Annotated in this window: 24 protein-coding genes; all 24 read right to left on the bottom strand. The window is 37.3% G+C overall.

Annotated elements, in window-relative coordinates:
* Positions 1–62 precede the first annotated feature (62 nt).
* Complete coding sequence (gene dpaB / locus BAQ44_RS07775) at positions 63–662, bottom strand: dipicolinate synthase subunit B (RefSeq protein ID WP_001049480.1); 600 nt, start codon at positions 660–662, stop codon at positions 63–65.
* Positions 659–1,561 carry a dipicolinic acid synthetase subunit A gene (dpaA, locus tag BAQ44_RS07770; RefSeq protein WP_000954736.1) on the bottom strand — a complete coding sequence of 301 codons (903 nt, stop codon included), beginning with the start codon at positions 1,559–1,561 and terminating at the stop codon, positions 659–661. The genes dpaB and dpaA overlap by 4 nt, the downstream gene beginning before the upstream one ends.
* Positions 1,562–1,834: 273 nt before the next feature.
* The gene (locus BAQ44_RS07765; protein WP_060631972.1) at positions 1,835–2,086 is read right to left on the bottom strand and encodes a YlmC/YmxH family sporulation protein; all 252 of its coding nucleotides are present in this window, start codon (positions 2,084–2,086) and stop codon (positions 1,835–1,837) included.
* A 130-nt stretch (positions 2,087–2,216) separates the two neighbouring features.
* Entirely contained in the window at positions 2,217–3,458 is a 1,242-nt protein-coding gene (locus tag BAQ44_RS07760) for a M16 family metallopeptidase (RefSeq protein ID WP_000593004.1), read from the bottom strand.
* 86 nt (positions 3,459–3,544) lie between these two features.
* Positions 3,545–4,444, bottom strand: coding sequence for a polysaccharide deacetylase family protein (locus BAQ44_RS07755; RefSeq protein ID WP_071721397.1), 900 nt, complete (start codon positions 4,442–4,444; stop codon positions 3,545–3,547).
* Between the two features lie 151 nt (positions 4,445–4,595).
* On the bottom strand, positions 4,596–6,734 hold the full coding sequence (pnp, locus tag BAQ44_RS07750) for a polyribonucleotide nucleotidyltransferase (RefSeq protein ID WP_061678193.1): 2,139 nt from the start codon (positions 6,732–6,734) through the stop codon (positions 4,596–4,598).
* Between the two features lie 160 nt (positions 6,735–6,894).
* Entirely contained in the window at positions 6,895–7,164 is a 270-nt protein-coding gene (gene rpsO, locus BAQ44_RS07745) for a 30S ribosomal protein S15 (protein WP_001229392.1), read from the bottom strand.
* Between the two features lie 100 nt (positions 7,165–7,264).
* Positions 7,265–8,236, bottom strand: a complete 972-nt coding sequence (gene ribF, locus BAQ44_RS07740) for a bifunctional riboflavin kinase/FAD synthetase (protein ID WP_000766716.1) — start codon at positions 8,234–8,236, stop codon at positions 7,265–7,267.
* Between the two features lie 43 nt (positions 8,237–8,279).
* The gene (truB, locus tag BAQ44_RS07735; RefSeq protein WP_063260410.1) at positions 8,280–9,203 is read right to left on the bottom strand and encodes a tRNA pseudouridine(55) synthase TruB; all 924 of its coding nucleotides are present in this window, start codon (positions 9,201–9,203) and stop codon (positions 8,280–8,282) included.
* An 86-nt stretch (positions 9,204–9,289) separates the two neighbouring features.
* A complete protein-coding gene (rbfA, locus tag BAQ44_RS07730) occupies positions 9,290–9,646 on the bottom strand; it encodes a 30S ribosome-binding factor RbfA (protein WP_000776444.1) in 357 nt (118 codons plus the stop codon).
* A 15-nt stretch (positions 9,647–9,661) separates the two neighbouring features.
* On the bottom strand, positions 9,662–9,943 hold the full coding sequence (locus tag BAQ44_RS07725) for a DUF503 domain-containing protein (protein WP_017151268.1): 282 nt from the start codon (positions 9,941–9,943) through the stop codon (positions 9,662–9,664).
* Positions 9,940–12,000, bottom strand: coding sequence for a translation initiation factor IF-2 (gene infB, locus BAQ44_RS07720; protein ID WP_061678197.1), 2,061 nt, complete (start codon positions 11,998–12,000; stop codon positions 9,940–9,942). The genes BAQ44_RS07725 and infB overlap by 4 nt, the downstream gene beginning before the upstream one ends.
* A 4-nt stretch (positions 12,001–12,004) precedes the next feature.
* Positions 12,005–12,316: a YlxQ family RNA-binding protein gene (locus tag BAQ44_RS07715; RefSeq protein ID WP_001286520.1), complete on the bottom strand. Its 312-nt coding sequence runs from the start codon at positions 12,314–12,316 to the stop codon at positions 12,005–12,007.
* Entirely contained in the window at positions 12,317–12,589 is a 273-nt protein-coding gene (gene rnpM / locus BAQ44_RS07710; RefSeq protein WP_000071127.1) for an RNase P modulator RnpM, read from the bottom strand.
* 11 nt (positions 12,590–12,600) lie between these two features.
* Entirely contained in the window at positions 12,601–13,707 is a 1,107-nt protein-coding gene (gene nusA / locus BAQ44_RS07705) for a transcription termination factor NusA (protein WP_000102596.1), read from the bottom strand.
* Between the two features lie 17 nt (positions 13,708–13,724).
* Positions 13,725–14,195 (bottom strand): ribosome maturation factor RimP, encoded by a 471-nt coding sequence (rimP, locus tag BAQ44_RS07700; RefSeq protein ID WP_063260411.1) that lies wholly within the window; start codon positions 14,193–14,195, stop codon positions 13,725–13,727.
* A gap of 332 nt (positions 14,196–14,527) precedes the next feature.
* Positions 14,528–18,829: a PolC-type DNA polymerase III gene (locus tag BAQ44_RS07695; protein WP_063260412.1), complete on the bottom strand. Its 4,302-nt coding sequence runs from the start codon at positions 18,827–18,829 to the stop codon at positions 14,528–14,530.
* Positions 18,830–18,953: 124 nt separating this feature from the next.
* On the bottom strand, positions 18,954–20,654 hold the full coding sequence (locus BAQ44_RS07690) for a proline--tRNA ligase (protein ID WP_061678199.1): 1,701 nt from the start codon (positions 20,652–20,654) through the stop codon (positions 18,954–18,956).
* Positions 20,655–20,763: 109 nt separating this feature from the next.
* Complete coding sequence (gene rseP / locus BAQ44_RS07685; protein WP_063260414.1) at positions 20,764–22,020, bottom strand: RIP metalloprotease RseP; 1,257 nt, start codon at positions 22,018–22,020, stop codon at positions 20,764–20,766.
* A 17-nt stretch (positions 22,021–22,037) separates the two neighbouring features.
* Positions 22,038–23,180, bottom strand: coding sequence for a 1-deoxy-D-xylulose-5-phosphate reductoisomerase (gene dxr / locus BAQ44_RS07680; RefSeq protein ID WP_061678201.1), 1,143 nt, complete (start codon positions 23,178–23,180; stop codon positions 22,038–22,040).
* A 23-nt stretch (positions 23,181–23,203) separates the two neighbouring features.
* Positions 23,204–23,995 carry a phosphatidate cytidylyltransferase gene (gene cdsA, locus BAQ44_RS07675; RefSeq protein ID WP_071721395.1) on the bottom strand — a complete coding sequence of 264 codons (792 nt, stop codon included), beginning with the start codon at positions 23,993–23,995 and terminating at the stop codon, positions 23,204–23,206.
* A gap of 17 nt (positions 23,996–24,012) precedes the next feature.
* Positions 24,013–24,789 carry an undecaprenyl pyrophosphate synthase gene (uppS, locus tag BAQ44_RS07670; protein ID WP_000971311.1) on the bottom strand — a complete coding sequence of 259 codons (777 nt, stop codon included), beginning with the start codon at positions 24,787–24,789 and terminating at the stop codon, positions 24,013–24,015.
* An 85-nt stretch (positions 24,790–24,874) separates the two neighbouring features.
* The gene (gene frr / locus BAQ44_RS07665; protein ID WP_000531505.1) at positions 24,875–25,432 is read right to left on the bottom strand and encodes a ribosome recycling factor; all 558 of its coding nucleotides are present in this window, start codon (positions 25,430–25,432) and stop codon (positions 24,875–24,877) included.
* 2 nt (positions 25,433–25,434) lie between these two features.
* Positions 25,435–26,157 carry a UMP kinase gene (pyrH, locus tag BAQ44_RS07660; RefSeq protein WP_000042667.1) on the bottom strand — a complete coding sequence of 241 codons (723 nt, stop codon included), beginning with the start codon at positions 26,155–26,157 and terminating at the stop codon, positions 25,435–25,437.
* Positions 26,158–26,164: the final 7 nt, after the last annotated feature.

The raw sequence follows: 26,164 nt of genomic DNA, 5'->3' as shown, positions 1-26,164 counted from the left end.
TTTATCATATTCTACAGTAAGAATGATGGTTTCATCAAAAATTGTCCGTTTTTTTTCGTTTTTTAATTCATATATCTGAATTTTTCTACGACAACCGGTTGCAATTGCTTCCCTTGCAGCGCTTCTAATACTGTATCTTCCAGCAGCTCCATGCGAGCTACCATTGAGTTCGGTTTTTTCTCTGGTGCATCTTGGCCGAACGGGACGAAGTAGATGTTTTTTGTTGCCATTAGGCGCATGAGGTTTACCCCATTAAGCCCTAAAGCATCATTCGTCGAAACAGCCAACACAACAGGCTTGCCATTTCTTAGCGTCGCTTTCGCTGCCATTAATACTGGAGAGTCTGTCATTGCATTTGCAAATTTACTCATAGAATTTCCTGTTAGCGGTGCAATTACCATGCAATCTAGTGGAATTTTAGGTCCTAGTGGTTCTGCGCCAACGATGGAATTAATTGCTTTAAAGCCTGTTACTTCTTCAATCTTTTTAATCCACTCTGCCCCTTCTCCAAATCTCGTATTTGTTGATTGAACAGTGTAAGAAACAACGGGACGTACTTCTGCTCCCTCAGCAATTAATTTTTCTAAATGAGGCATTACTTCTTCGTACGTACAATGTGAACCAGTAAAACCAAATCCTATTCTTTTCCCTTTTAAATTCATTCCCCATTCTCCTTTCTTGCGATTACATCTTCTGCTAACAACTGAGAAAGAACGTTCGCTAAAATTTGTCCTGCTGTTTTCGGAGCAACAATACCTGGTAATCCAGGTGCTAACAGCGCTTTAACTCCTCTTTTTTCCGCATATCTAAAGTCGGTACCGCCTGGTTTAGAAGCTAAATCAATTACTAACGTATGAGCCGGCATTTTTGAAATGACATTCGCTGTCACAACGAGATGCGGAATTGTATTAATGACAATATCGATATTCCCTACTTCTTTCTCAATATCTTGCATATGAAAAGGAGAAAACATCATTTCTGTAATACGTGCAATATGTTCCGATCGTCTTGCTCCAACTTTGACATGGGCTCCTAATGATTGAAACGCTCTGGCAACACTCATCCCTGTTCTACCAAATCCTAAAACCATTACATTGGAACCATGAATTGTATAGTCGGTATGTTGAATTACCATCATTAATGTACCTTCTACAGTCGGAATAGAATTGTAGATTGCGACATCATCACGATCAAATAATTTAACAAGTTTTCGGTTTGTAGTAGATACGAGATTTTCCAAGTAAGGCGTGCCAATACCTGAATATATAGTAAAGTGTTCTGGTGTATTTTCAATTTGTTCTTTCGTTATAGAAACTTTCTCGTTTGAAAAAATAGTATCTACTTCTCCCTTGGCATTTGTACCTGCAACTGGCAAAATAATTGCATCTACAGAAGTGAAATCTAAATTTTGTATACTTTCTTTTGCTGCCCCTGTGAAGCCATGATCTAACTGGTCAAACCCTATCAATGAAAGTTTCGCATCCAATTCAACTAGCTTGCGAATTACTTCTAGCTGTCTTGCATCTCCTCCTATGACAGCAATATGCATCTCAGTCAACATTCCCTAATTCACCTTCTTTTTCTGTCATTTATAAGAAAAGTGCCTACTTTTTCTTTTTCCTCCACATCATATGTAATGTACGAGTTTTAGGTGATTGAAAAACAAAAAGCACACATGATTGATCCCGCTCTTTGTATGCAGAAAGACCTCCCCTCAAAATTCCGCATATGAGAGGACATTATGTAGGAAATTGATTGCCCGTAAAAGCTCGATTCATGTGAGCTAATACTCTGCGGGGAATGCGCAAAAAAAGATGACCAAAATGGCCATCTTTCACTTCGAATTTGGACGATCTGTAATATCACAAAGGATCATATCATGCCCTACTTTCTTAATTTGGCTCCACGTGACTCTTACTTCTTGTGGTTCCTTTTTAAAGCCTCCCCATTTCCCAGCAGGTATGATAAGAGCCTGTATTTGACCATCCTTCTCATCAATTTCTAAATCCACATAACCTAGAACCCCCATTTTTTCGGCTCTTTCTAAATTTACGATCTCTTTACCGCTTAATTCACTTAATCGCATACGCTCTCCCCCTACAGAAGTTATGAATGTAAGTTATCTATAATTAGTACCTATTCTGTATATCCCAAAAAAATAACCGTATCTCATTTAAAAGAGATACGGTTATTTTTACATACTTTATATAAAGCAATTATAGTTTTATTCCTTTTGGAAGTTTTCCATCTGGACTAATTAATGCTGCAGAGAATTCATCTGTAAACATGTTACGAATTAACTCATCAACATTTGCTTTCGTTACAGTGTTTACACTTTCAATAATCTCATCAAGTGAACGATGCTTACGAAGTAGCAATTCATTCTTACCATTGCGGCTCATACGGCTATTCGTACTTTCTAAGCTTAACATTAAGTTTCCTTTTAATTGCTCTTTACTATTAATAAGCTCTTTTTCTGTAATACCTGTATTTTTCAATGTTTCTAATGTTTCCTGCATTGTGTCATACAGTGTATCTAATTGTTGGCTTCCTGTTCCACCATACAGCGTTAACATACCTGTATCTTCATAAGAAGAATGGTAAGAAAATACTGAGTAGGCTAACCCGCGTTGCTCACGTACTTCTTGGAATAAACGGCTACTCATACTACCGCCTAAAACGTTATTTAATACAATTAAGTTATAAATATCTTCGTGTCCCATTTGTAAGCCTTTATATCCTAAACATAAATGAGCTTGTTCTGTTTCCTTTTTACGTGCTACCTTATTAAAATGGAAAATTGGGCTATGTACTTGTTCACGGTTTGTTGTTCCTTCATAACTACCGAAATATTGCTCTACCGTTTGTAAAAAGGCTTCATCAATATTTCCTGCAACTGAAACAACGACATTTTCAGGTGTGTAATGATCTTTTATATATTGGCGTAGTGTATCACCTGTAAACGTATCAAGCGTTTCTTCAGTTCCTAAAATAGGATATCCAAGCGGATGCGTTTCATATGTTGCTTTCGTTAACATATCATGTACAATATCATCTGGAGCATCTTCGTACATTTTAATTTCTTCACATACGACATTCTTCTCTTTTTTCAGTTCTTCCTCATCAAATGTTGAATTGAAGAACATATCTGCTAGTACATCTAAAGCATATTTAGCATGCTCATCTAGCACTTTTGCATAGTAACAAGTGTATTCTTTTGAAGTAAAAGCATTCACTTGCCCACCAATGCTATCAAATGATTCTGCAATTTCGCGTGCACTACGTGTTTCTGTCCCTTTAAAGAACATATGCTCTAAAAAGTGAGAAACCCCATTATTTTTTTCATTTTCATTTCTTGACCCCGCATGAATCCAAATACCAATCGCAACCGATCTTACGGTTGGTATATTCTCCATAACGATTCTTACACCATTTTTACAAGTATATTTTTTAATCAAAAACTTTCCTCCTACTGCCAGTTTCTCTAAATAAGTGCTATTATTTAATGATAACAAGTTTAAGGATGAATGTCATGCAAATGTATTTAATCCACACGTTTTTCATCCAGTAATTCTGTTATATTCCCTACTCGATATCCTTGTTCCTTCAATTTTGTAATCATTGTATCTAATGCTTCTGCTGTAGATGAAGTTGGATGCATTAATACGATAGCACCTGGATGTATTTTTCTCATTACTCTCTGCAATAGTACATCTGGATCAGGTCGTTTCCAATCAATTGTATCGACAGTCCACATGATCGTTCCCATTTGGAAATCATCAGCAATTTTCACGACTTCATCCCGAAAACTTCCACTCGGCGGGGCAAACCATCTCACCTTTTGATTCGTTGCAACTTCAATCATTCGATTTGTTTTTAGTAACTGATCTCGTATTTCATCAGACGATAGCGTTTTCATATTAGGGTGTGTATAAGAATGATTTCCAACTTCTTGATTTGCATCGACAATCATTTTTGCAAATCGCAAATTTTCTTTCACCCAGCGTCCTTCTAAAAAGAAAGTCGCCTTCACATCATGTTTTTTCAATATCTCTAATATACGCGGCAAATACTCGTTTCCCCATGCCACATTTATTGTTAATCCCACCATCTTTTTATTTGGATGTCCCCTATAAATTGGAGCTGGTGATAAATCTTTTAAGTGAACACTTGGGGATACTTCCTTGAATTCAAGATTTTTTTGATCAAATTTCTTTAGCTTCTTCATATTATTATAAGATGCTTCGATATCAACTTGTCTTCCATTATATCCCGGTGTTGCTTTCCATATTTTATCAATCATCGCATTTTGAGGTGCAATCTCATATTGTTTTGCATGTTTTTGAATTTCTTCATACAAGTTATCCTGTGCAAAAACGGAATAAGAGCCTACACTGACATATAAAAAAAATATACATATGTATGCCAATATACGAGCTTTCATATAAACCCTCCCATTAACTATATAAATGCCTTTTTCTTCTTATCTTTGTTAATTTGAGCGTTATAATGAAAACTATACCTAAACTGACATAAAAATATATATAAATCATATTTTTTACATAACAAAAAAAGCCAGTTCAACTGGCTTTTACTTATTGCTGCTCTTGTTTGTTTTCTTCTTTAGCAGCTTCTTTTTCTTGCTCTTCTTTTAGCAATACTTTTCTAGATAGATTCACACGACCTTGCTTGTCAATCTCGATAACTTTAACTGTAATTACATCACCGATCTTCACAACGTCTTCTACTTTACCTACACGCTCAAGTGCAAGTTCAGAAATGTGAACTAATCCATCTTTACCGCTGAATAGTTCAACGAAAGCACCGAATTTCTCAACACGTTTCACTTTTCCTTCGTAGATTTCACCTACTTGTACTTCGCGAACGATATCTTCGATAATTTTCTTAGCTTTGTCATTCATTTCTTGATTTATTGAAGAAATGAATACTGTACCATCTTGCTCGATATCAATTTTAACGCCAGTTTCTTCAATAATTTTATTGATTTGTTTACCGCTCGGCCCAATAACGTCACGGATTTTATCTGGGTTAATTGTCATTGTAATAATCTTTGGAGCGTAAGCTGATAATTCAGTACGTGGCTCTCCAATAACAGATAACATATGATTTAGAATGTGCACACGACCAACTTTCGCTTGTTGTAATGCCTCTTCTAAAATTTCACGAGATAGACCATCGATTTTAATGTCCATTTGTAGTGCAGTAACACCTTTTGCTGTACCTGCTACTTTAAAGTCCATATCACCTAAATGATCTTCCATACCTTGAATATCAGATAAAATTGTGTAATGCTCACCAGTTTTAACTAGACCCATTGCAATACCTGCAACTGGAGCTTTAAGTGGAACACCAGCATCCATCATTGCTAAAGTACTACCACAAATACTTGCTTGTGAAGTAGAACCATTTGATTCTAAAACTTCAGATACAAGACGTACTGTATATGGGAAATCTTTTTCAGATGGAATTACAGGTTCAAGAGCACGTTCTCCAAGTGCACCGTGACCAATTTCACGACGACCTGGTCCACGCATCGGTCTTGTTTCACCAACACTAAATGATGGGAAGTTGTAATGGTGCATGAAGCGTTTTGATTCTTCTACACCAAGACCATCTAAAATTTGCACATCGCCTAATGCACCTAATGTACAAATACTTAATGCTTGTGTTTGTCCACGTGTGAATAAACCAGAACCGTGTGTACGAGATAAAATGCCAACCTCTGATGCTAATGGACGGATTTCGTCACCTTTACGGCCATCTGGGCGGATTTTTTCAACTGTAATAAGACGACGTACTTCTTCTTTTACAATTTTATATAAAATCTCATTTACTTGTCCTAATGTATCAGCGTCAGCTTCTTGCGCTTCATAATGCTCAATTACACGCTTTTTCACTTCGTTAATTGCATCTTCACGTGCATGTTTCTCATGTACTTGAATTGCAGAATGCATATCCTTCTCAGACATTTCACGTACAGCTTGATTAAGATCAGCGTCAACTTCATAAAGTTTCACTTCTGATTTCTCTTTACCTACAGCTTGTACAATCTCTTCTTGGAATGCAATTAGACGTTTAATTTCGTCATGTCCAAACATAATTGCTTCCAACATCGTTTCTTCAGGCACTTGATCTGCTCCTGCTTCAACCATGTTAATTGCATCTTTCGTACCAGCTACAACAAGGTGAATATCACTTTGCTCTTGCTGTTCTACTGTTGGATTAATAACGAATTCGCCGTTAATACGACCAACTGTTGCACCCGCGATTGGACCTTCAAATGGAATATCTGAAATCGATAACGCTAATGAAGAACCAAGCATAGCTGCCATTTCAGAAGAACAATCTTGATCAACACTCATTACAATGCTGACAACTTGTACTTCGTTACGGAAACCATCTGCGAAAAGTGGACGAATTGGACGGTCGATTAAACGACTTGCCAAAATTGCTTTTTCACTTGGACGACCTTCACGTTTAATGAAACCGCCAGGAATTTTTCCGACTGCATATAAACGCTCTTCATAGTTTACTGTAAGTGGGAAGAAATCTACATTTTTTGGTTCTTTTGATGCAGTTGCTGTAGATAGAACCGCTGTATCGCCATATCTTACTAATACTGCTCCGTTCGCTTGCTTCGCAAGCTGACTTGTTTCAACTGTTAGCTGGCGACCAGCTAAATCTATCGAGAAGACTTGCTTTTCTTGACTCATTTAAGTACCCCTCTCAATTTAAAGTATTCAATTCTTCTATGTAAATGGATAGTATATCACAATATTCTACCTCTAGTATTACCGAAAATGAAGTAAGCTATAAAGGGTAGAAGATATATTTTTACCTAACAAAAAAGCGGGAATATTCCCGCTTCTTTGACTATCGACGTAAGCCAAGCTTTGTGATTAATTCACGGTAACGTGTGATATCGCTATTACGAAGGTAAGTTAGTAAGTTACGACGTTTACCAACCATCTTTAATAGACCACGACGTGAATGATGATCTTTCTTGTGAGTACGTAAGTGCTCGTTTAGAGTGTTAATTTGCTCCGTTAGGACAGCAATTTGAACCTCTGGAGAACCAGTATCAGTCTCATGAGTTCTAAATTGTGCAATGATTTCATTTTTACGCTCTTGTGTTAAAGCCATCCTATTTCACCTCCTATTAATTAAACCCCCAATTACCTAGCAAGCGTCGGTGAGTCGCAATGCCAAGCAATGGTTGTCATAAAGTACATAACATAGAATACTACTTTTCATTTGAAAAAGCAAGTATATTCTTTTCGTTCGCAAAATATTCTTGTGCTGTTTTCTTATCTTTTGCGATTTGTTCAACTAACTCATCGATGCCATTGAATTTCTTCTCTTCTCTTATACGCATATGCCACTCTACTGTAACATTTTGATCATATATGTCTTTGTTAAATTCAAATAAGTGCACTTCAATAGATAATTGACGCTCATCTTCTTTAAAAGTTGGTTTATATCCAATATTACATACACCATCGTACCATTCATCGTGAACCTTTAATCTCACTGCATAAACACCTACAGGTGGCAATAGATACTCATCACTTAAACCTACATTTGCTGTAGGAAAACCAATTTGACGTCCACGTTTATCACCGTGTACAACCGTTCCCCCTACTGTATATGCTCTACCTAAAATAGATGGAATTTGTTCCATTTCGCCATTTCGAATTAACTTTCGTAATGCTGTAGAACTTACTTTCTCTTCTTGAAATTCAACTTTTTCAATCACAGTCTGTGTAAACTCCCCTCTTGCATGAAATGGTAAAGTCTCCATCTTTCCTTTTCCTAAACGTCCATATGAATAATCAAACCCTGCTACTACATGCTTTACATTTAAACCAATAATATAATCATCTACAAATTGTTGTGGCAATAAGCCTGCAAACGATTCATCAAATTTAATAACATATAATATATCGATCCCTAAGTTTTCGACTATTTTTTCTTTATCACACATGGGTGTAATATACTCCGCATGGGCTTCCTTTTTCCCTAAAACAACAGATGGGTGCGGATAAAATGTCATAACTGCACTTTTATATCCCCGTTCATCCGCTATTTGTTTCGCAGTTCGAATTACACATTGATGTCCTAAATGAATGCCATCAAAAAATCCTAATGCCATTACAGTCGGTGGTAATTCTAATTTATTTTGTTCATGTGGATGAGTTAAATGAATAAGTTTCACGCTTGAATTCACCTTTTTCTGTAATAATCCTTCCAATAATTCATTATAGCTTTAGTTCTTGATTATTCACAAGTACTTTCATCGGCTTTAGCATACCAGGGTGTTTTGGATGGTGCTCAAAAATTGCAAGGCATCGATCATTTTTATCAAATACTGTTATAAATGGTGCTGTTATTTGCAATTCATTTTTTAAGAACATACCATTCTTTATTTTCTCTGCTTGCTTTTCATCTACAACAATTTTCGGGAACTTACTTAATGCTTCATCAATTGAAATGAAGATAGACTCTACTGTTCCATTTTGCACGTTTTCTTCAATTTCTTCAAATGATATGCAATCTTCTAATAAAAATTCTCCAGAAGCTGTTCTTACAAGGTGAGACATATGTGATGGAAAACCAAGTTTTTCACCAATCATTACTGCTAACGTTCTTACATATGTTCCTTTACTACACGTTACACGGAAACGGAATGAAATATTTTCCCCCTCAAACACTTCACGGTCATCTAGTAATACAAATTCATGAATTGTAATTGTACGAACTGGACGTTCAACTTCTTGTCCTGCTCTTGCATATTCATATAATTTTTTCCCGTTAACTTTTACAGCCGAAAACATCGGAGGCATTTGTTCAATCGTACCTGTTAATGCAGCAAGAGCCCCTTCTACTTCCTTACGAGTAATAACGCGATCTACATGTTTCGTTTCAACAACTTCACCAGAAGCATCTTCAGTTGTTGTTGAAAATCCAAGTGTTACTTCACCTTCATATGTTTTCGTCTCACTTGTTAAAAATTGTGCAATCTTCGTTGCTCGTCCCACACAAATAGGTAATACTCCTGTTACATCTGGATCTAATGTTCCTGTATGACCAATTCGTTTCTCACGCAATATCTTTCTTAATTTAAATACACAATCATGTGATGTCATGCCTTTTGGCTTATGTAATAATACTACACCTTCCATATATGTTCACCTCATCATAATTCTTTCATAGTAATTATCCAAAATTTATTTTGCATTGAAAAAATGGATAGACAAATGTCTATCCATTATTCTTCACGTTTATCGTCTTTATTAATTTGATGTAAAAGTGTATCAATTCGATGACCATATCCGATAGACTCATCAAATTCAAAGGAAATTTCCGGTGTTTTGCGAAGACGAATACGTTGGCCAATTTCTGAACGAATGAAGCCTTTTGCTTTCGCTAAACCTTTTAATGTACTTTCTTTCTGTTCTTCATCACCTAAAACAGAAATATATACTGTAGCAATTTGTAAATCCCCACTCACTTGTACATCTGTTACTGTAACAAATCCGACACGTGGATCTTTAATTTTACGACTGATGATGTCGCCTAATTCTTTTTTCATTTGCTCGCCTACACGGTTTGCACGTAATTTCATAACTCTTCACCTCATTCAATACCATTCCAATTGTGTTATTGTACGTTCAATTTCAGGAAATGAATCGATGTACTCGAGTACACGATTCATTTCTTTTTCACAAACAACACGATTAGAGGATACAGAAACAATTGCAATTTCTGTACGTTGCCATACATCTTGATGCCCTACTTCTGAAACAGCTACATTATAGCGCTGCTTCACACGAGTTAGCACCCGTTGCAAAATTGCTCGTTTCTCTTTTAAAGAATGCACATCGTAAATCATACACTCGAATGAGAGTGAAGCGATAATCATCGCTTCACTTCTTCCATAATGTACGCTTCAATGATGTCCCCTTCTTTAAGATCATTATATCTCTCAATTGTAATACCACACTCATAGTTTTGTGCAACTTCTTTTACGTCGTCTTTGAAACGTTTTAACGTATCAAGTTGTCCTTCGAAAATTACTACGCCATCACGGATAATACGCACGCCACTATCACGTGTAATTTTACCGTCAATTACGTAACAACCTGCGATTGTTCCAACTTTTGTTACTTTGAATGTTTGGCGTACTTCCGCTTGACCGATTACTTTTTCTTCGAATTCTGGATCCAGCATACCTTGCATTGCTGATTCGATTTCTTCGATTACTTTATAGATAATACGGTGTAAACGAACATCAACATTCTCTAATTCAGCTGTACGCTTCGCATTCACATCAGGGCGTACGTTAAATCCAATTACAATTGCATTAGATGCAGAAGCTAAAATGATATCAGATTCTGTGATCGCACCTACGCCTGTATGGATAATTTTAACTTTAACACCTTCAACATCAATTTTACGAAGTGACGCTGCCATTGCTTCTACAGAACCTTGTACGTCTGCTTTCACAATTAAGTTAATTTCTTTTACATCGCCCTCTTGGATTTGTTGGAATAAATCTTCAAGGCTTAATTTAGATTTCTCACCACGTTGAGCAAGTAACGCTTCTTGTGCACGTGATTCACCGATTTGACGAGCTTTCTTCTCATCAGCGAATGCCATGAAACGATCTCCCGCTTGTGGTACTTCGTTTAAACCTGTAATTTCAACAGGAGTTGATGGTCCAGCAACTTTTACACGACGACCAATGTCACTTACCATTGCACGAACACGTCCGAATGAAGTACCAACAACGATTGGATCTCCAACTCGAAGTGTACCGTTTTGAACAAGTAATGTCGCGATAGTTCCTTTACCTTTATCAAGCTGTGCTTCAATTACAGTACCAGTTGCATAGCGGTTTGGATTTGCTTTATATTCTTCAACTTCACTTACAAGAAGAATCATTTCTAGTAAGTTGTCAATTCCTTCACCTTGAATTGCAGAAATTGGTACGAAGATTGTATCTCCACCCCAAGCTTCTGGAACTAATTCATATTCTGTTAATTCTTGCATTACACGATCAGGATTTGCCGCTGGTTTATCCATTTTATTCACAGCTACAATAATTGGTACTCCAGCTGCTTTCGCATGGCTAATCGCTTCAACTGTTTGAGGCATAACACCGTCATCAGCTGCAACAACAAGGATTGTAATATCTGTTACTTGCGCACCACGAGCACGCATCGTTGTAAATGCCGCGTGACCAGGCGTATCTAAGAATGTAATCTTCTTGTCATTTACTTCAACTTGGTATGCACCAATATGCTGAGTAATTCCACCTGCTTCGCCTGCAGTTACTTTTGAATTACGGATAGAGTCAAGTAAAGTTGTTTTACCATGGTCAACGTGTCCCATAATTGTAACTACAGCTGGACGTTCTTTTAAGTTCTCTTCATCGTCTTGCTCATCGATGAATGTTTCGAATTCAGTCTCGCTTACAACTACTTCTTCTTCTACTTCAATACCATAATCAGTAGCAATTAATTCAATTGTATCTTTATCTAAGTCTTGGTTAATTGTTGCCATAATTCCAAGCATAAAGAGCTTCTTAATAATTTCAGACGGCTCTTTGCTTAATTTTTTAGCAAGCTCACCTACTGTAAGACTTCCAGAGAAAGTAATTTTATCTGGTGTTTCTACAGTTTGTGTTTGTTGTCTTCCAGCAAAGTTATCTTGACGTTTGTCTTCATTTCCTTTGCCTTTTTTCTTTTTCTTATTGCTGTTCTTTTTACTACGAACAACTTTTTCTTCTACTTCAAACTCATCTGCAACAGAAGGTTTTTCAGTTTGATACGCATTATCTAATTTATTTACTACTTCATCTTCTAACATTGTCATATGATTCGAAACCTCGATATTCATTTCTTTTAGTTTTGTCATAAGATCTTTACTTGAGATATTATGTTGTTTTGCATATTCATGCACTCGAATTTTACTCATACCTTCACCCCCGGTAATTTGTATCGAGCATGCTACGCAGCTTTTTCGCAAAGCCTTCATCTAACACAGCTACAACGACTCGCTCATCTCTCCCAATCGCATGCCCTAATTGTTGTCGATTTTCGACCTTTCTCATTGGTACGTTGTAATACGTCGTTTTATCCATGATGCGTTTTGTAGTATTTGCTGACGCATCTTCAGATAGCAATACAAGCTTTGCTTTGCCACTTCGTACTTCTTTTAAAACAAGTTCTTCACCCGAAATAATTTTCCGAGCCCGGTTTGCTAGTCCTAAAAACGATTTCCAATCGGACACTTATTTCGACTCCTTCTCAACAAGCTCAAGAAGCTCTTCGTATAGAGAACCGTCGATTTTCGCTTTTAGATGATGTTCCAAAACATTTTTCTTTTGGGCTTGAAGAATGCTTTCTTTATCTTTTGATAAATAAGCACCTCGTCCTGATTTCTTTCCAGTTAAATCAATGGACACTTCTCCCTCTTTGGAACGAACAATGCGAACGAGCTCTCGTTTTGATTTCATTTCTTGCGTTGCAACACATTTTCGTAACGGAACTTTTCGATTGCTCATACTCATCACCTCTATTCGATTTCGTCTTCAACTGAATCGAATCCGAATGCGATTACGCTATCTTCTTCTGTTACAATACCAAGTTGTTTCGCATCAGACTCACTCTTAATATCAATTTTCCAACCTGTTAATTTAGCTGCAAGACGTGCATTTTGTCCACGCTTACCAATAGCTAATGACAGTTGGTGGTCTGGAACAACAACAGTTGTTGCTTTTTCTTCTTCATCTACAAGTACTTTAACAACTTGTGATGGGCTTAAAGCATTTGCAACATATTCTACTGGATCATTTGACCAGCGAACGATGTCAATCTTTTCGCCTTTTAGTTCGTCTACAATGCGTTGTACACGTTGTCCTTTTGGTCCTACACAAGAACCTACTGGATCAACATCAATGTTCTCTGCATGTACAGAAATTTTAGAACGATCGCCTGCTTCACGTGCTACAGAACGAATTTCAACAGTTCCATCATAAATTTCAGGAACTTCCATTTCGAATAAACGTTTTAAAAGACCAGGATGTGTACGTGATACGTAAATTTGTGGTCCTTTTGTTGTTTTTTCTACTTTCGTAATGAATACACGAATACGATCATGTGGTTTGTACTGTTCGTTTGGCATTTGCTCACTTACAGGTAATAAAGCTTCTACTTTCCCTAAGCTTACATAGATGAAACGAGCATCTTGACGTTGTACGATACCTACCATAATATCTTCTTCACGGTCACTAAACTCAGAGTAAATAACACCACGCTCTGCTTCACGCACTCGTTGTGTTACAACCTGTTTTGCAGTTTGTGCTGCAATACGACCGAAATCTTTTGGTGTTACTTCAATTTCTAGTACGTCACCATCTTGATAGTTTGGATTAATTTGTCTTGCTTCTTCAACAGAAATTTCAAGACGTGGATCAAACACATTATCAACAACGTCTTTACGTGCTAATACTTGAATTGTTCCCACTTCTGGGTTAAAGCTCACACGAACGTTTTGTGCTTGGTTAAAATTGCGTTTATAAGCAGAGATTAACGCTGCTTCAATCGCATCAATAATAATATCTTTGCTAATTCCTTTTTCTGACTCTAATACGAGCAAGGCATCTAACAACTCAGTGCTCATGAAGATCCCCCTTCTAACTAAAACGTAACAGCAAGTCGCGCATTTGCAACTTTGTCCATTGAAATTTGGATTTCTTTTTTACGTGTTTTAATTGTTAATAATAGTGTAATTGTAGTACCATCGTAGGAAAGTAGTTTTCCTTCAAACATTTTTTCACCATCAATCGGCTCATATGTTTTAATTGCCACTTGTTTTCCTACCGCTTGCTGGAAGTCTTTCTCTTTCTTTAATGGGCGTTCCGCTCCAGGAGATGATACATCCAAAAAGTAAAGATGAGGAATTGGATCCTCTTTATCTAAAGCTTCGCTTAAACGTTCACTTACCGCACCGCATTCTTCAATGTCGACTCCTTTATCAGAATCGATGAATACGCGTAAGAACCAGTCTTGTCCTTCTTTCACATACTCTACATCTACAAGTTCAAGATTTAACTCTTCAACGATTGGCTGCGCAAATGCTTCTACAACTTCTGTGACTTTCTTATCCATAAACAGCCTCCTTCCTGCCGCCATGTACCATTTACAAGAAAAGACTCCGTCCATAAAACGGTTTATCTTATTCTTTCTCGTTAGCTAACAAAAGCCCCTGCCGTTAAGCAGGGAATATCTGTCTTAGTATTACCAAATTTAAGAAGTAAAACTTGTAACAAAATATGTATATACGACAGAAATTTCTTACCTCTCCACATCAATAAAACGTAGATAGTAACACGAAAGAGTGGGTTTCCCCACTCTTTTTTTTACACAATATACATGACATGGTTATCTCGGTTAATAGTATACCATAGCAAATGTTGATTTGCAAAGACTTTTCCTACCTACTAGAACAGTGATAACTGGTTTTGATCAGGTAGATCGCCTAAGCAACCTTGACTATCTAAATACTCAATAATTGTTTTCGAAACCTTACTGCGCTGCTGTAAATCTTCTTTTGATAAGAAATCTCCATTTTTGCGTGCTTCTACAATACTTAAAGCTGCGTTTGTACCAAGTCCAGGCACTGCATTAAATGGAGGAATTAAAGAATCCCCATCAATAATAAATTCTGTTGCATGCGAACGGTATAAATCAACCTTTTGGAATGAGTATCCACGCTCACACATTTCAAGTGTCATTTCTAGTACTGTTAATAAACTTTTCTCTTTCGGCGCTGCATCCAAACCTTTTTGTGCAATTTCATCAATTTTTACACGTATAGATGCTGAGCCTTTCGCCATCGCCTCTACGTCAAAGTCATCTGCACGAACTGTAAAGTATGCCGCATAGAATAAAAGCGCGAAATGCACTTTAAAATATGCAATACGTACAGCCATAAGTACGTAAGCAGCCGCATGGGCTTTAGGGAACATGTACTTGATCTTCTTACATGAATCAATATACCAACCCGGTACATTATTACTTTTCATGTCCTCTTCCCATTCTTCTGGTACACCTTTACCTTTACGAACCGACTCCATGATTTTGAAGGCTAATGATGGGTCTAAACCTTGATAGATTAAATATACCATGATGTCATCACGACAACCGATAACTTCACTCAGCGTACATGTACCGTTATAAATTAACTCGTTTGCATTACCAAGCCATACATCCGTACCATGCGATAGTCCTGAAATTTGGACTAACTCAGAGAATGTCGTAGGCTTCGTTTCTTCTAACATCTGCCTTACGAATTTCGTACCAAACTCTGGTATACCAAGTGTACCTGTTTTACAGTTAATTTGTTCTTCCGTTACACCTAACGATTCAGGTCCTGAGAAAATTTTCATTACTTCCGGATCGTCTGTTGGGATTGTTTTCGGATCAATACCGCTTAAATCTTGTAACATACGAATAACAGTTGGATCATCGTGTCCTAGTATATCAAGTTTCAATAAGTTATCATGAATCGAGTGGAAATCAAAGTGTGTCGTTCTCCACTCAGCACCTATTGAATCTGCCGGGAACTGAATTGGTGAAAAATCAAAAATATCCATGTAATCTGGCACAACTATAATACCACCTGGATGCTGTCCAGTCGTACGTTTTACACCGGTACATCCTGATACTAAACGGTCAATCTCTGCATTTCGAATCGTTAAGTTATGATCATTTGCATAACCTTTTACATACCCATAAGCGGTTTTTTCCGCAACTGTACCTATTGTACCCGCACGGTATACATAATCTTCACCAAACAGTACTTTCGTATAGTTATGGGCACGTGGCTGGTATTCCCCGGAGAAGTTCAAATCGATATCGGGTACCTTATCTCCTTTAAATCCAAGGAACGTTTCGAACGGAATATCATGTCCATCTTTCACGTATGGAACATTACATGCAGGACATTCTTTATCCGGCAAGTCAAAACCAGAACCTACAGAACCATCATTAAAGAATTCTGATTGCTTACACTTCGGACATACATAGTGTGGTGGTAATGGGTTTACTTCTGTAATTTCCATCATCGTTGCAACGAATGAAGAACCTACCGATCCACGCGAACCTACTAGATATCCGTCTACTAACGATTTTTTCACAAGCTTATGTGAAATTAAATAAATTACGGCGAATCCATGCCCAATAATACTTTTTAATTCTTTTTCTAAACGTGCTTCTACAATTTCAGGTAACTCTTCACCATAAATGCTACGCGCCATTTTATAACTCATATCACGCGTTTCATCATCTGCACCCTCAATTTTCGGTGTATATAGATCATCTTTTACTGGATGAACATCACCAATTAATGATGCAACCTTTTGTGTATTCGTTACAACAATTTCTTTCGCAACGTCTTCACCTAAGAATGAAAAACACTCTAACATTTCATCCGTTGTACGGAAATGTACAGGCGGTAATGAATGTCGGTTTAACGGATTGGCTCCGCCCTGCGAACTAACTAAAATTTTGCGATACATTCCATCCTCTGGATCTAAATAATGCACGTTTCCTGTAGCAACAACTGGTTTATCTAACGTCTCACCAAGTTTTACTAAATTAGAAATAATTGTTTTTAACTGTCCCTCATCTCGAACAAGTTCACGCTCTACTAAATGACGTAACACCTCTGGAGGCATTACTTCAATGTAATCATAGAACTGCGCAATTTCTTCTACCTCTTCAGGCGCTTTTTGCATCATCGCCTCAAACACTTCACCTTTATCACAAGCCGTTCCTACTAAAATTCCTTCGCGATATTTTTTTAATAGTGACCTTGGTACTCGTGGTACTCGGTAAAAGTAATTTAGGTGAGAATAGGAAACAAGTTTATATAAATTTTTCAATCCTACATCTGATGTGGCAAGTAACGTCATATGACTTGGACGTCCACGCTTATACGCATCCCCTTGCCCCATGCTATCATTTAATTGATCGTGATATTCAAATCCCTTTTCAATCACATCTTTTAACATTTTCACAAGTAAGTATCCCGTTGCTTCTGTATCATAAATCGCACGGTGATGTTGCGTTAATTCAATATCAAGCTTTTTACACATCGTATTTAATCGATGGTTTTTCATTTCTGGGAATAAAAATCTTGCAAGTTCTAACGTATCAATAACAGGATTATTCGTTTTTTCTAGTCCAGCCTTTTTAAAACCTACGTTAATAAAGCCCATATCAAAACTTGCGTTATGCGCAACAAGTGTATGGTCGCCCATCCATTCTTCAAACTTTTTAAACACTTCGTCCACTTCTGGTGCATCCGTTAACATATCATCTGTAATACCTGTTAATTCAATAATCGTCGCAGATAATGGTTGATGCGGATTTGCGAAAGATTCAAAGCGGTCAATAATTTCGCCGCCTTTTACTTTTACAGCCGCTAACTCGATAACAGTATCATATACAGCTGATAAACCTGTCGTCTCAACGTCAAAAACAACATACGTTTCCTCTGCAAGTAAACGATGCGCTTCGTTATATGCAATTGGTACACCATCATTAACTAAATTCGCTTCTACACCATATATAACTTTAACCCCAGCCTTTTTTCCCGCAGAATATGCCTCTGGGAAAGACTGCGCAACAGCATGGTCTGTAACAGCAATTGCCTCATGTCCCCATTTACCTGCTTGAGCAACAAGTCTAGAAACAGGAGTAACAGCGTCCATTTGGCTCATCGGTGTGTGAAGATGCAGCTCTACACGTTTTTCACCTTCTGGCGCTTTATCTTTACGAGATGGTCCTGTTATTTCATTAATATCATTTGCAATCATTACTAAATCTCGAACAAACGTATCATTTTGAACAGAACCACGCGCTTTCACCCACATTCCTTTTTTCAAGGATTGCAGCATAGGAATATCTTCTTTATCACGTGAGAACATTTTGATCATAATTGAATCCGTATAATCTGTTATTTTTAAAGTTAATAACGTACGGCCACTACGAAGCTCTTTCGTTTCTACATGGAAGACATACCCTTGAACTGTTTTTCTTCTTTCTTCATCTTGAATTTCTCGCATCGGTGTAATCTCTTCATCTGGCTTAATAAGATACCCAAGCACAACCGGTCCTTCATGCACAACGCTACTTTCTTCCGCTTGCTTCTTCGCCATTTCTTCCATAGCTTGTATAACACGTTCACGGTCTTCTTGCTGCGTTTGCTCACGAAACTTTTGCATTTCTTCTGTATTTTGCTGTATATGTGTGTCTAACTGAAAACGCGGGAATCCAAAAGCTTCGTATTGATCTCCTACTGGTTTCGCAACGTTTTTCTTTAAAGCGGTAGATTCCAGCTCGTTATTCACATTTATTAGCAACTTCACTCCATTCACCTGCGGAAGCTGCTTCTTTAAGTAAGCAAACATAGGTGAAAATGTAATTCGTTCCGTACAAAGCGGCCAATACGCCCTCACTTCTTCTTCTGTAAATTGTTTATTCTCTGCTTCTAATGCAAATGTTGTTCTTGCAATATGAGAAAATGATTGCTTAAGCTTTGTTTCTAGCAATTCATATAATTCTGTAGGCAAAATACGTGGCACTTGTAAATTAAAATGCCAACTTTTATTCGCTTTATCAATAACGAGTCTTTCAATACCACCGCCTTGTAAATATTGATTTATAAGGTCATCTGGTATTTGCAACTGCTGGAGCAAAATTTGAAATCGCTCTTGTTGTTCATTTGTTAAAGACATAAGCACTCTCCTTCCATTTGCTATTATAAATTGAAACGTACTACAAAGAAAGATTTCTCCCTTCTTCTTTTACAAAATACGTTTACAAAGAAAGAGAAGGTACCTCATTGCGAGGTACCTCTTCTTATTTTAAAATATTTGCAATATATGTTTGAAGTTCTTCTACTTTCACTTCTTCAGACTCGCCTGTAGCACGTACTTTCACTTCTACAATACCTTCGTCTGCTTTTTTACCAACTGTCACACGAACTGGAAGGCCGAATAAATCTGCATCTGCAAATTTAACACCTGCACGTTCTGCACGATCATCTAGTAATACTTCATATCCTTGCTCTTGTAATGAGTTGTAGATGTTTTCACCCATTTCACGTTGTGCATCAGATTTCATATTTACTGGAATTACATGCACATGGAATGGTGCAACAGCTTTTGGCCAAACTAAACCGTTCTCATCATTAAACTGCTCTGCGATTGCTGCCACTGTACGAGATACACCGATACCGTAACAACCCATAATAAGTGGTTGTGTTTTTCCGTTTTCATCTAGGAATGTTGCGTTCATTGCTTCACTATAACGTGTTCCTAATTTGAATACATGACCAACTTCAATTCCGCGTGCGAAAAGAATTGTTCCGTTTCCGTCCGGAGATTGGTCTCCTTCTTGAATGAAGCGTAAATCTGTATATTGACTTACTTTAAAGTCACGTTCTGGATTTACATTTACATAATGGAATCCTTCTTCGTTTGCTCCTGAACATCCGTTAACAATTGATGCTACAGCATGGTCAGCGATAATTTCGATGTCACCTGTTACACCAATCGGTCCTAATGAACCAACTTCACAATGTAATAGTTCTTTCACTTCTTCATGAGAAGCAAGCTCAACAACTGAAGCACCGTATACATTTTTCACTTTTACATCGTTGACTTCATGATCACCACGAACAAGTACAACTACTAATTTCTCATCTACTTTAAATACCATAGACTTAATACACTTGTCAGCTTCAATGTTTAAGAATGTAGATACTTCTTCAATTGCTTTTTGATCCGGTGTTGCTACTTTTTCAAGTGCTTTTTCTGCTTCGTCACTCTTCGTATACGTAGCTACAACAGGAGCCATTTCGATGTTCGCTGCATAATTAGATGTATCAGAGTATGCAATTGTATCTTCACCAACATCAGATAATACCATAAATTCATGTGTATCTTTTCCGCCCATTGCTCCAGAGTCAGCAATAACCGCACGGAAATTCAAGCCACAACGAGCAAAAATGTTAGAGTATGCTTTGTATAAACGATCATACACTTCATCTAAGCTCTCTTGTGTAGCATGGAAAGAGTATGCATCTTTCATTAGAAACTCTCTTCCACGTAATAAACCGAAACGAGGTCTTTGTTCATCACGGAATTTTGTTTGAATTTGGTATAATGTTAACGGTAATTTTTTATATGACTTCACTTCATCACGTACAAGATCCGTAATTACTTCTTCATGTGTCGCTCCTAATGCGAATTCACGAGCGTTACGATCTTTCATACGCATTAATTCAGATCCGTAAGAATACCAACGGCCTGACTCTTGCCATAATTCTGCAGCTTGCATCGCTGGCATTAATAATTCTACAGCACCTGCGCGCTCCATTTCTTCTCGAACGATACGTTCTACTTTGTGTAGTACTTTTAAACCAAATGGTAGAAAACTATAAATACCTGAAGCATTTTGACGCATAAAACCTGCACGAAGTAATAACTGATGACTCTTAATCTCCGCATCAGCTGGAACTTCACGTAATGTAGGACTGAATACCATACTTTGTTTCATTTATTCGCACCTCTTCATTTTACTCTTATACGCAGTAAAACCCCTCACCTCGAGTTAGGTGAGGGATTTTATTCTACGATCTCTATTTCATTATAAGTTTCACTTTATTTTACAAGAAAAACTTACGAATGTCATTCCAAGTTACAACTAACATTAGTAACATTAGTAATGCAAAACCAATAAAGTGAACCATGCCTTCTTTTTGGCGGTCAATTGGTTTCCCTCGTAACGCCTCAATTAAGAAGAAGAACAAACGTCCACCGTCTAAAGCAGGGACTGGTAGTAAATTAAATAAACCAAGGTTAATACTTAAAACTGCTGCTAAACTTAATACACGTGTAAATCCATAATCTACAACTTGATCTGTTAGATTATAAATTCCTACTGGACCTGACAACTCATTAATAGAGAATTGACCAGTTACTAATTTCACAAGAGACTCAAAAATTAGTTTCGTCCATTGGTATGTTTGTTCAAAACCTGATTTAATAGAACCCATTACTGTTTTCTCTACTGGAGAGTAAACACCAATTCTACCAACTTCTTCTTTACCTTCTTTATCGAGCGTTGGCGTTACTTTCACATTCAACTGTTCACTATCACGCTTTACTTGTAACGTAATTTCTTTATTTGGATTTTCACGTACAATAGAAACAACATCTTTCCATGTACTTGTGTTTTTCCCATCGATTGCTTGAATTGTATCATTTTCTTTTAATCCAGCTTGCTGTGCTGCACTTTTCTCCATTACTTTTCCGACCATTGGCTTGTCAACGGGAACACCTTGTACAAATCCAAGAATCACAAAAATAACAAATGCTAAAATGAAGTTCATCGCAGGACCCGCAAAGATTGTTAAAGCACGTTGACCCAATTTCTTGGAGCCGAACTGCCTATTATACGGAGCAATTTGAATTTCTTCACCAGCAGTAATGATACGAGCCTTTTCATTCACTCGGAATGTTTGAAGCTCTTCCTCGTACTCTTCATAGCCCGAAATTGTTAAATTATGCTCTAAATCAGCTTGTTCGACTTCAATGACGCGAACATTTGGATACTTTTCATATCCATCAAAAACTAATTTCGCAACTTCGTCTTTTTCATTTAATACAAGGCCAACCTTTTTACCAGGCTTTAACTCAACTGTATCTGCATCCTCGCCAGCCATTCTTACATAGCCGCCAAGGGGCAGTAATCGAATCGTATACACCGTTTCATTCTTTTCAAATGAGAATATTTTCGGACCAAAACCAATCGCAAACTCACGGCATAAAATACCTGCTCTTTTTGCGAAATATAGATGCCCTAGCTCATGGAAAAATACGAGTGCACCGAAAATTAATATAAAGGCAATCGCTGTATTCAATTCCATAACCACCTTTGCTAAATTTGTTCCATCACAAACCGTCTTGTGGCTGCATCAATTTCCAGAATTTCCTCTAAGCTCGGACGTGCAATGACATTGTGATGGTTCATTGCTTTTTCAATGAGGTCTTCCACTGTTAAGAAACCAATTCTCTTTTGTAAAAAAGCTTCAACAGCTACTTCATTCGCTGCATTCATTACAGCTGGCATACTTCCACCTGCTTTTCCAGCTTCATACGCAAAACGTAGGCAACGGAATCGTTCTTGGTTCATTTTCTCAAAATGCAACGTTCCTATTTCCCATAAGTTTAACTGTTTTGTGTCTGAAAGAGGCAATCGATCAGGATATGTAAGTGCGTATTGAATTGGTACTCGCATATCAGGTGAGCCAAGCTGTGCCATTACACTACGATCTTCAAATTCAACCATAGAATGGATAATACTTTCTTTATGTAAAACAACATCGATTTGCTCATAAGGGATACCAAAAAGCCAATGTGCTTCAATTACTTCTAGCCCCTTATTCATCATTGTAGCAGAATCAATTGTAATTTTCGAACCCATTGACCAGTTTGGATGTCGAAGCGCATCTTCTACGGTCACATGATGCAATTCATCTCTCGTTTTATCACGAAAACTTCCACCAGAAGCCGTAATAACTAGTCGAGAAATTCTTTTTTCATTTTCACCATTCAAACATTGAAAAATAGCTGAATGTTCACTATCTACTGGAAGTAACGAAACATTATGTTTTCGCGCTGCTTCCATTACAAGATGCCCTGCAGTTACTAACGTTTCTTTATTTGCAATTCCAATTGTTTTTTTCGCCTCAATTGCACGAAGTGTTGGTAACAACCCTACGCTACCTACAACAGCATTTACTACAATCTCCGCATCTGGATGTAATGCTACTTCTAAAAGCCCTTCACTACCATATACAATTTTTGTATTACCAGAAACAGCTTGTAATTTTAAAACATCTTCCTCTCTTTGCACAGAGACGATTTGCGGAGAAAATTCTTGAATTACCTTTACTGCGTAGTCAATATTTTTCCCTACAGAAAAAGCAACGAGACGGAATTGGTCTGGGTGCGAGCGTAATACATCTAAAGTTTGTGTACCAATTGATCCGCTTGCACCTAATAAACTAATGTTTTTCATGACTCCAACCCCTCGTTCATTTATTAATTATATTGTAATAAGAAGTAGAGAATTGGTAAAACAAATAACCAACTATCTGTTCGATCTAATATACCACCATGCCCAGGTAAAATCGTACCTGAATCCTTTACGCCATAATGACGTTTAAATGCAGATTGTACTAAATCGCCAATTTGTCCAAAAATAGAAATGATAATTGTCAACACAATTAAAATCCCTACATTAGCCTCAACTGGGAAGAACATATTATAAACAACTGCCACAATAATTCCACAAACGATGCCGCCTAATGAACCTTCAATCGTTTTATTAGGACTAATTTCTGGCCATAATTTTCTTTTTCCTAATGCTTTTCCTACGAAATATGCGCCTGAATCAGTAGCCCATATAACAAATAATGCACAAAACACATATTTAATTCCTAATATTCTCGTTTCATTCAAATATAGAAATCCCATTCCAACATATGCTGTTGCCATTAGTAAAAATGAAGCATTGTCAAAAGTAAATGTATTCTTAGAAAGGACTGTATATGATAAAAGTAATAAAACAATCACAAATGTGATTTCTAATTTACCTAATCCAATCTGCGTAAACAGTTCTGATGCACTACTTGGAATTAAAATAATCCATAATAATACTGCAGCTAAAACTGTTGGTATTGAAATAAGCGTAAGCTTATTCATACGAATTAATTCATATAAACCTATAGAAGCAAGTGCATACACTAAAACCGTAAAAGGCACGCCACCGTAAATTACGATGGGAATGAATAGCGCGGCAGCAACCACTCCAGTAATAATTCTCTGTTTCACTACCAAACCCTCTCTTTCTACACGCCTCCGAATCTGCGCCCTCTATGCTGAAAGTCTGTAATCGCATTTAGCAAATGCTCCTCGGTAAAATCTGGCCAATACACATCTGTAAACCAAAATTCCGAATATGCAATTTGCCATAACATGAAATTACTAATACGTAGCTCTCCGCTCGTACGGATTAACAACTCTGGGTCAGGTAAAGAACTCGTCATTAAATAGGAAGAAAGCATTTCTTCACTTACATCTTCAACACGAATTTTTCCTTCCTCACTATCTTTCACCATATGTTGCACAGCAGAAACGATTTCATCTCGACTTCCATAGTTTAACGCGAAATTAAGAATTAATCCCGTATTCTCTTTCGTATCTTCCATGGCCTTTTCCATCGCTCTGCGTGTATGCGTAGGAAGACGATCTTGTTGTCCTATTACTCGGACTTGTACGTTCTCTTCAATCAATTCTGGTAAAAATGTACCTAGAAATTCTTCTGGAAGCCTCATTAAATAGTCAACTTCCTTTTTAGGTCTTTTCCAGTTCTCAGTTGAAAAAGCATAAAGAGTTAATACTTTTACATTAAGTTTGCTTGCAAATTTTGTGATTTTCTTTACAACTTGCATGCCTTCATGATGTCCCGCAATACGAGGCATCGCTCTCCTCTTTGCCCATCTTCCATTACCATCCATAATGATGGCAATATGTTCTGGGATATATCCTTTTTTCACTTTTTCAACGAGATGATCAAACGATGCGACCTTTTTACTTTTAAAAAAAGGAAAGTTTTTAAACATCATTCATACCCTCCAGCAAGCAGACGTATGCCTAAAAGTGTAAAAAGACCCCCTTAAGAAGAGGGTCATATTTGCGAAGGTATCGCTATTACACTTCCATGATTTCTTTTTCTTTGTTTTTTGCGATTTCGTCAACTTTTGCAATATATTTATCTGTTTCTTTTTGGATATCTTCAGTATATCCTCTTAAATCATCTTCTGTAATCTCGCCAGCTTTTTCAAGCTTCTTAAGATCATCGTTACCGTCACGACGTACGTTACGAACAGCAACTTTCGCTTCTTCAGCATATTTTTTCACAACTTTAACAAGATCACGACGACGCTCTTCTGTTAATGCAGGGAATGCAATACGAATTACAGTTCCATCATTAGAAGGGTTTAAGCCTAAATCTGCTTTTAAAATTGCTTTTTCGATATCACCGATAGAAGTTTTATCATACGGTTGAATTACAAGTAAACGTGCTTCTGGAACTGTAATGTTCGCTAATTGCACAACAGGTGTTGGTGCACCATAGTAATCAACTTGTACTTTATCTAATACAGACGAGCTTGCACGACCTGCGCGAACTGTTGCCAATTCACGAGAGTAAGCAGCAACTGCTTTTTCCATTTTTTCATTTGAAGACTTCAATACTTGTTGTCCCATATTTATTTCCCCCTTACAACTGTTCCAATATTTTCGCCTAAAACGGCACGTTTAATGTTACCTTTTTCCATAACAGAGAATACAATTAATGGAATATCATTGTCCATACATAAAGAAGAAGCTGTTGAATCCATTACACCTAAACCTTCTTTTAATACATCTAAGTAAGTAAGTGTTTCGTATTTCGTAGCTGTTGGGTCAAGAGATGGATCTGCATTATATACGCCATCTACATTGTTTTTCGCCATTAAGATAACGTCTGCTTCGATTTCCGCTGCACGTAGTGCTGCCGTTGTATCTGTAGAGAAATACGGGTTACCTGTACCTGCTGCAAAGATCACAACACGTTTTTTCTCTAGATGACGAACTGCTTTACGACGAATGTAAGGCTCTGCTACTTGACGCATTTCAATTGAAGTTTGAACACGAGTTTGAATTCCAATGTTCTCTAGGCTATCTTGAAGAGCTAATGAGTTCATAACTGTTGCTAACATACCCATGTAATCTGCTCCAGCACGATCCATTCCCATTTCACTTCCGATTTTTCCACGCCAAATGTTTCCGCCACCAACAACAACAGCAACTTCTACATCAAGTTCTGCAATTTCTTTCACTTGTTCCGCAACTGATTTAATAACAGATGGGTTAATTCCAAATCCTTGTTCGCCAGCTAACGCTTCTCCGCTTAGCTTTAATACGACACGATTATATTTCGGTTTACTCATAATGAAC

This window comes from Bacillus mobilis (assembly GCF_001884045.1).
Lineage (GTDB): Bacteria > Bacillota > Bacilli > Bacillales > Bacillaceae_G > Bacillus_A > Bacillus_A mobilis.
The sequence above is the reverse complement of the archived record's forward strand: the minus strand, read 5'-3'. Positions and strand labels throughout refer to the sequence as shown.

Coding starts and splice junctions, on each gene's coding strand:
- rnpM (WP_000071127.1), bottom strand. CDS start 12,589: ATGAGCAATCGAAAAGTTCCGTTACGAAAATGTGTTGCAACGCAAGAA.
- pyrH (WP_000042667.1), bottom strand. CDS start 26,157: ATGAGTAAACCGAAATATAATCGTGTCGTATTAAAGCTAAGCGGAGAA.
- BAQ44_RS07755 (WP_071721397.1), bottom strand. CDS start 4,444: ATGAAAGCTCGTATATTGGCATACATATGTATATTTTTTTTATATGTC.
- dpaB (WP_001049480.1), bottom strand. CDS start 662: ATGAATTTAAAAGGGAAAAGAATAGGATTTGGTTTTACTGGTTCACAT.
- BAQ44_RS07725 (WP_017151268.1), bottom strand. CDS start 9,943: ATGATTATCGCTTCACTCTCATTCGAGTGTATGATTTACGATGTGCAT.
- frr (WP_000531505.1), bottom strand. CDS start 25,432: ATGGGACAACAAGTATTGAAGTCTTCAAATGAAAAAATGGAAAAAGCA.
- BAQ44_RS07765 (WP_060631972.1), bottom strand. CDS start 2,086: ATGCGATTAAGTGAATTAAGCGGTAAAGAGATCGTAAATTTAGAAAGA.
- dpaA (WP_000954736.1), bottom strand. CDS start 1,561: ATGTTGACTGAGATGCATATTGCTGTCATAGGAGGAGATGCAAGACAG.
- rpsO (WP_001229392.1), bottom strand. CDS start 7,164: ATGGCTTTAACACAAGAGCGTAAAAATGAAATCATTGCACAATTTAGA.
- BAQ44_RS07690 (WP_061678199.1), bottom strand. CDS start 20,654: ATGAAACAAAGTATGGTATTCAGTCCTACATTACGTGAAGTTCCAGCT.
- pnp (WP_061678193.1), bottom strand. CDS start 6,734: ATGAGTCAAGAAAAGCAAGTCTTCTCGATAGATTTAGCTGGTCGCCAG.
- truB (WP_063260410.1), bottom strand. CDS start 9,203: ATGGAAGGTGTAGTATTATTACATAAGCCAAAAGGCATGACATCACAT.
- infB (WP_061678197.1), bottom strand. CDS start 12,000: ATGAGTAAAATTCGAGTGCATGAATATGCAAAACAACATAATATCTCA.
- rimP (WP_063260411.1), bottom strand. CDS start 14,195: ATGGATAAGAAAGTCACAGAAGTTGTAGAAGCATTTGCGCAGCCAATC.
- BAQ44_RS07695 (WP_063260412.1), bottom strand. CDS start 18,829: ATGTCTTTAACAAATGAACAACAAGAGCGATTTCAAATTTTGCTCCAG.
- rbfA (WP_000776444.1), bottom strand. CDS start 9,646: ATGAAATTACGTGCAAACCGTGTAGGCGAGCAAATGAAAAAAGAATTA.
- dxr (WP_061678201.1), bottom strand. CDS start 23,180: ATGAAAAACATTAGTTTATTAGGTGCAAGCGGATCAATTGGTACACAA.
- nusA (WP_000102596.1), bottom strand. CDS start 13,707: ATGAGCACTGAGTTGTTAGATGCCTTGCTCGTATTAGAGTCAGAAAAA.
- uppS (WP_000971311.1), bottom strand. CDS start 24,789: ATGATGTTTAAAAACTTTCCTTTTTTTAAAAGTAAAAAGGTCGCATCG.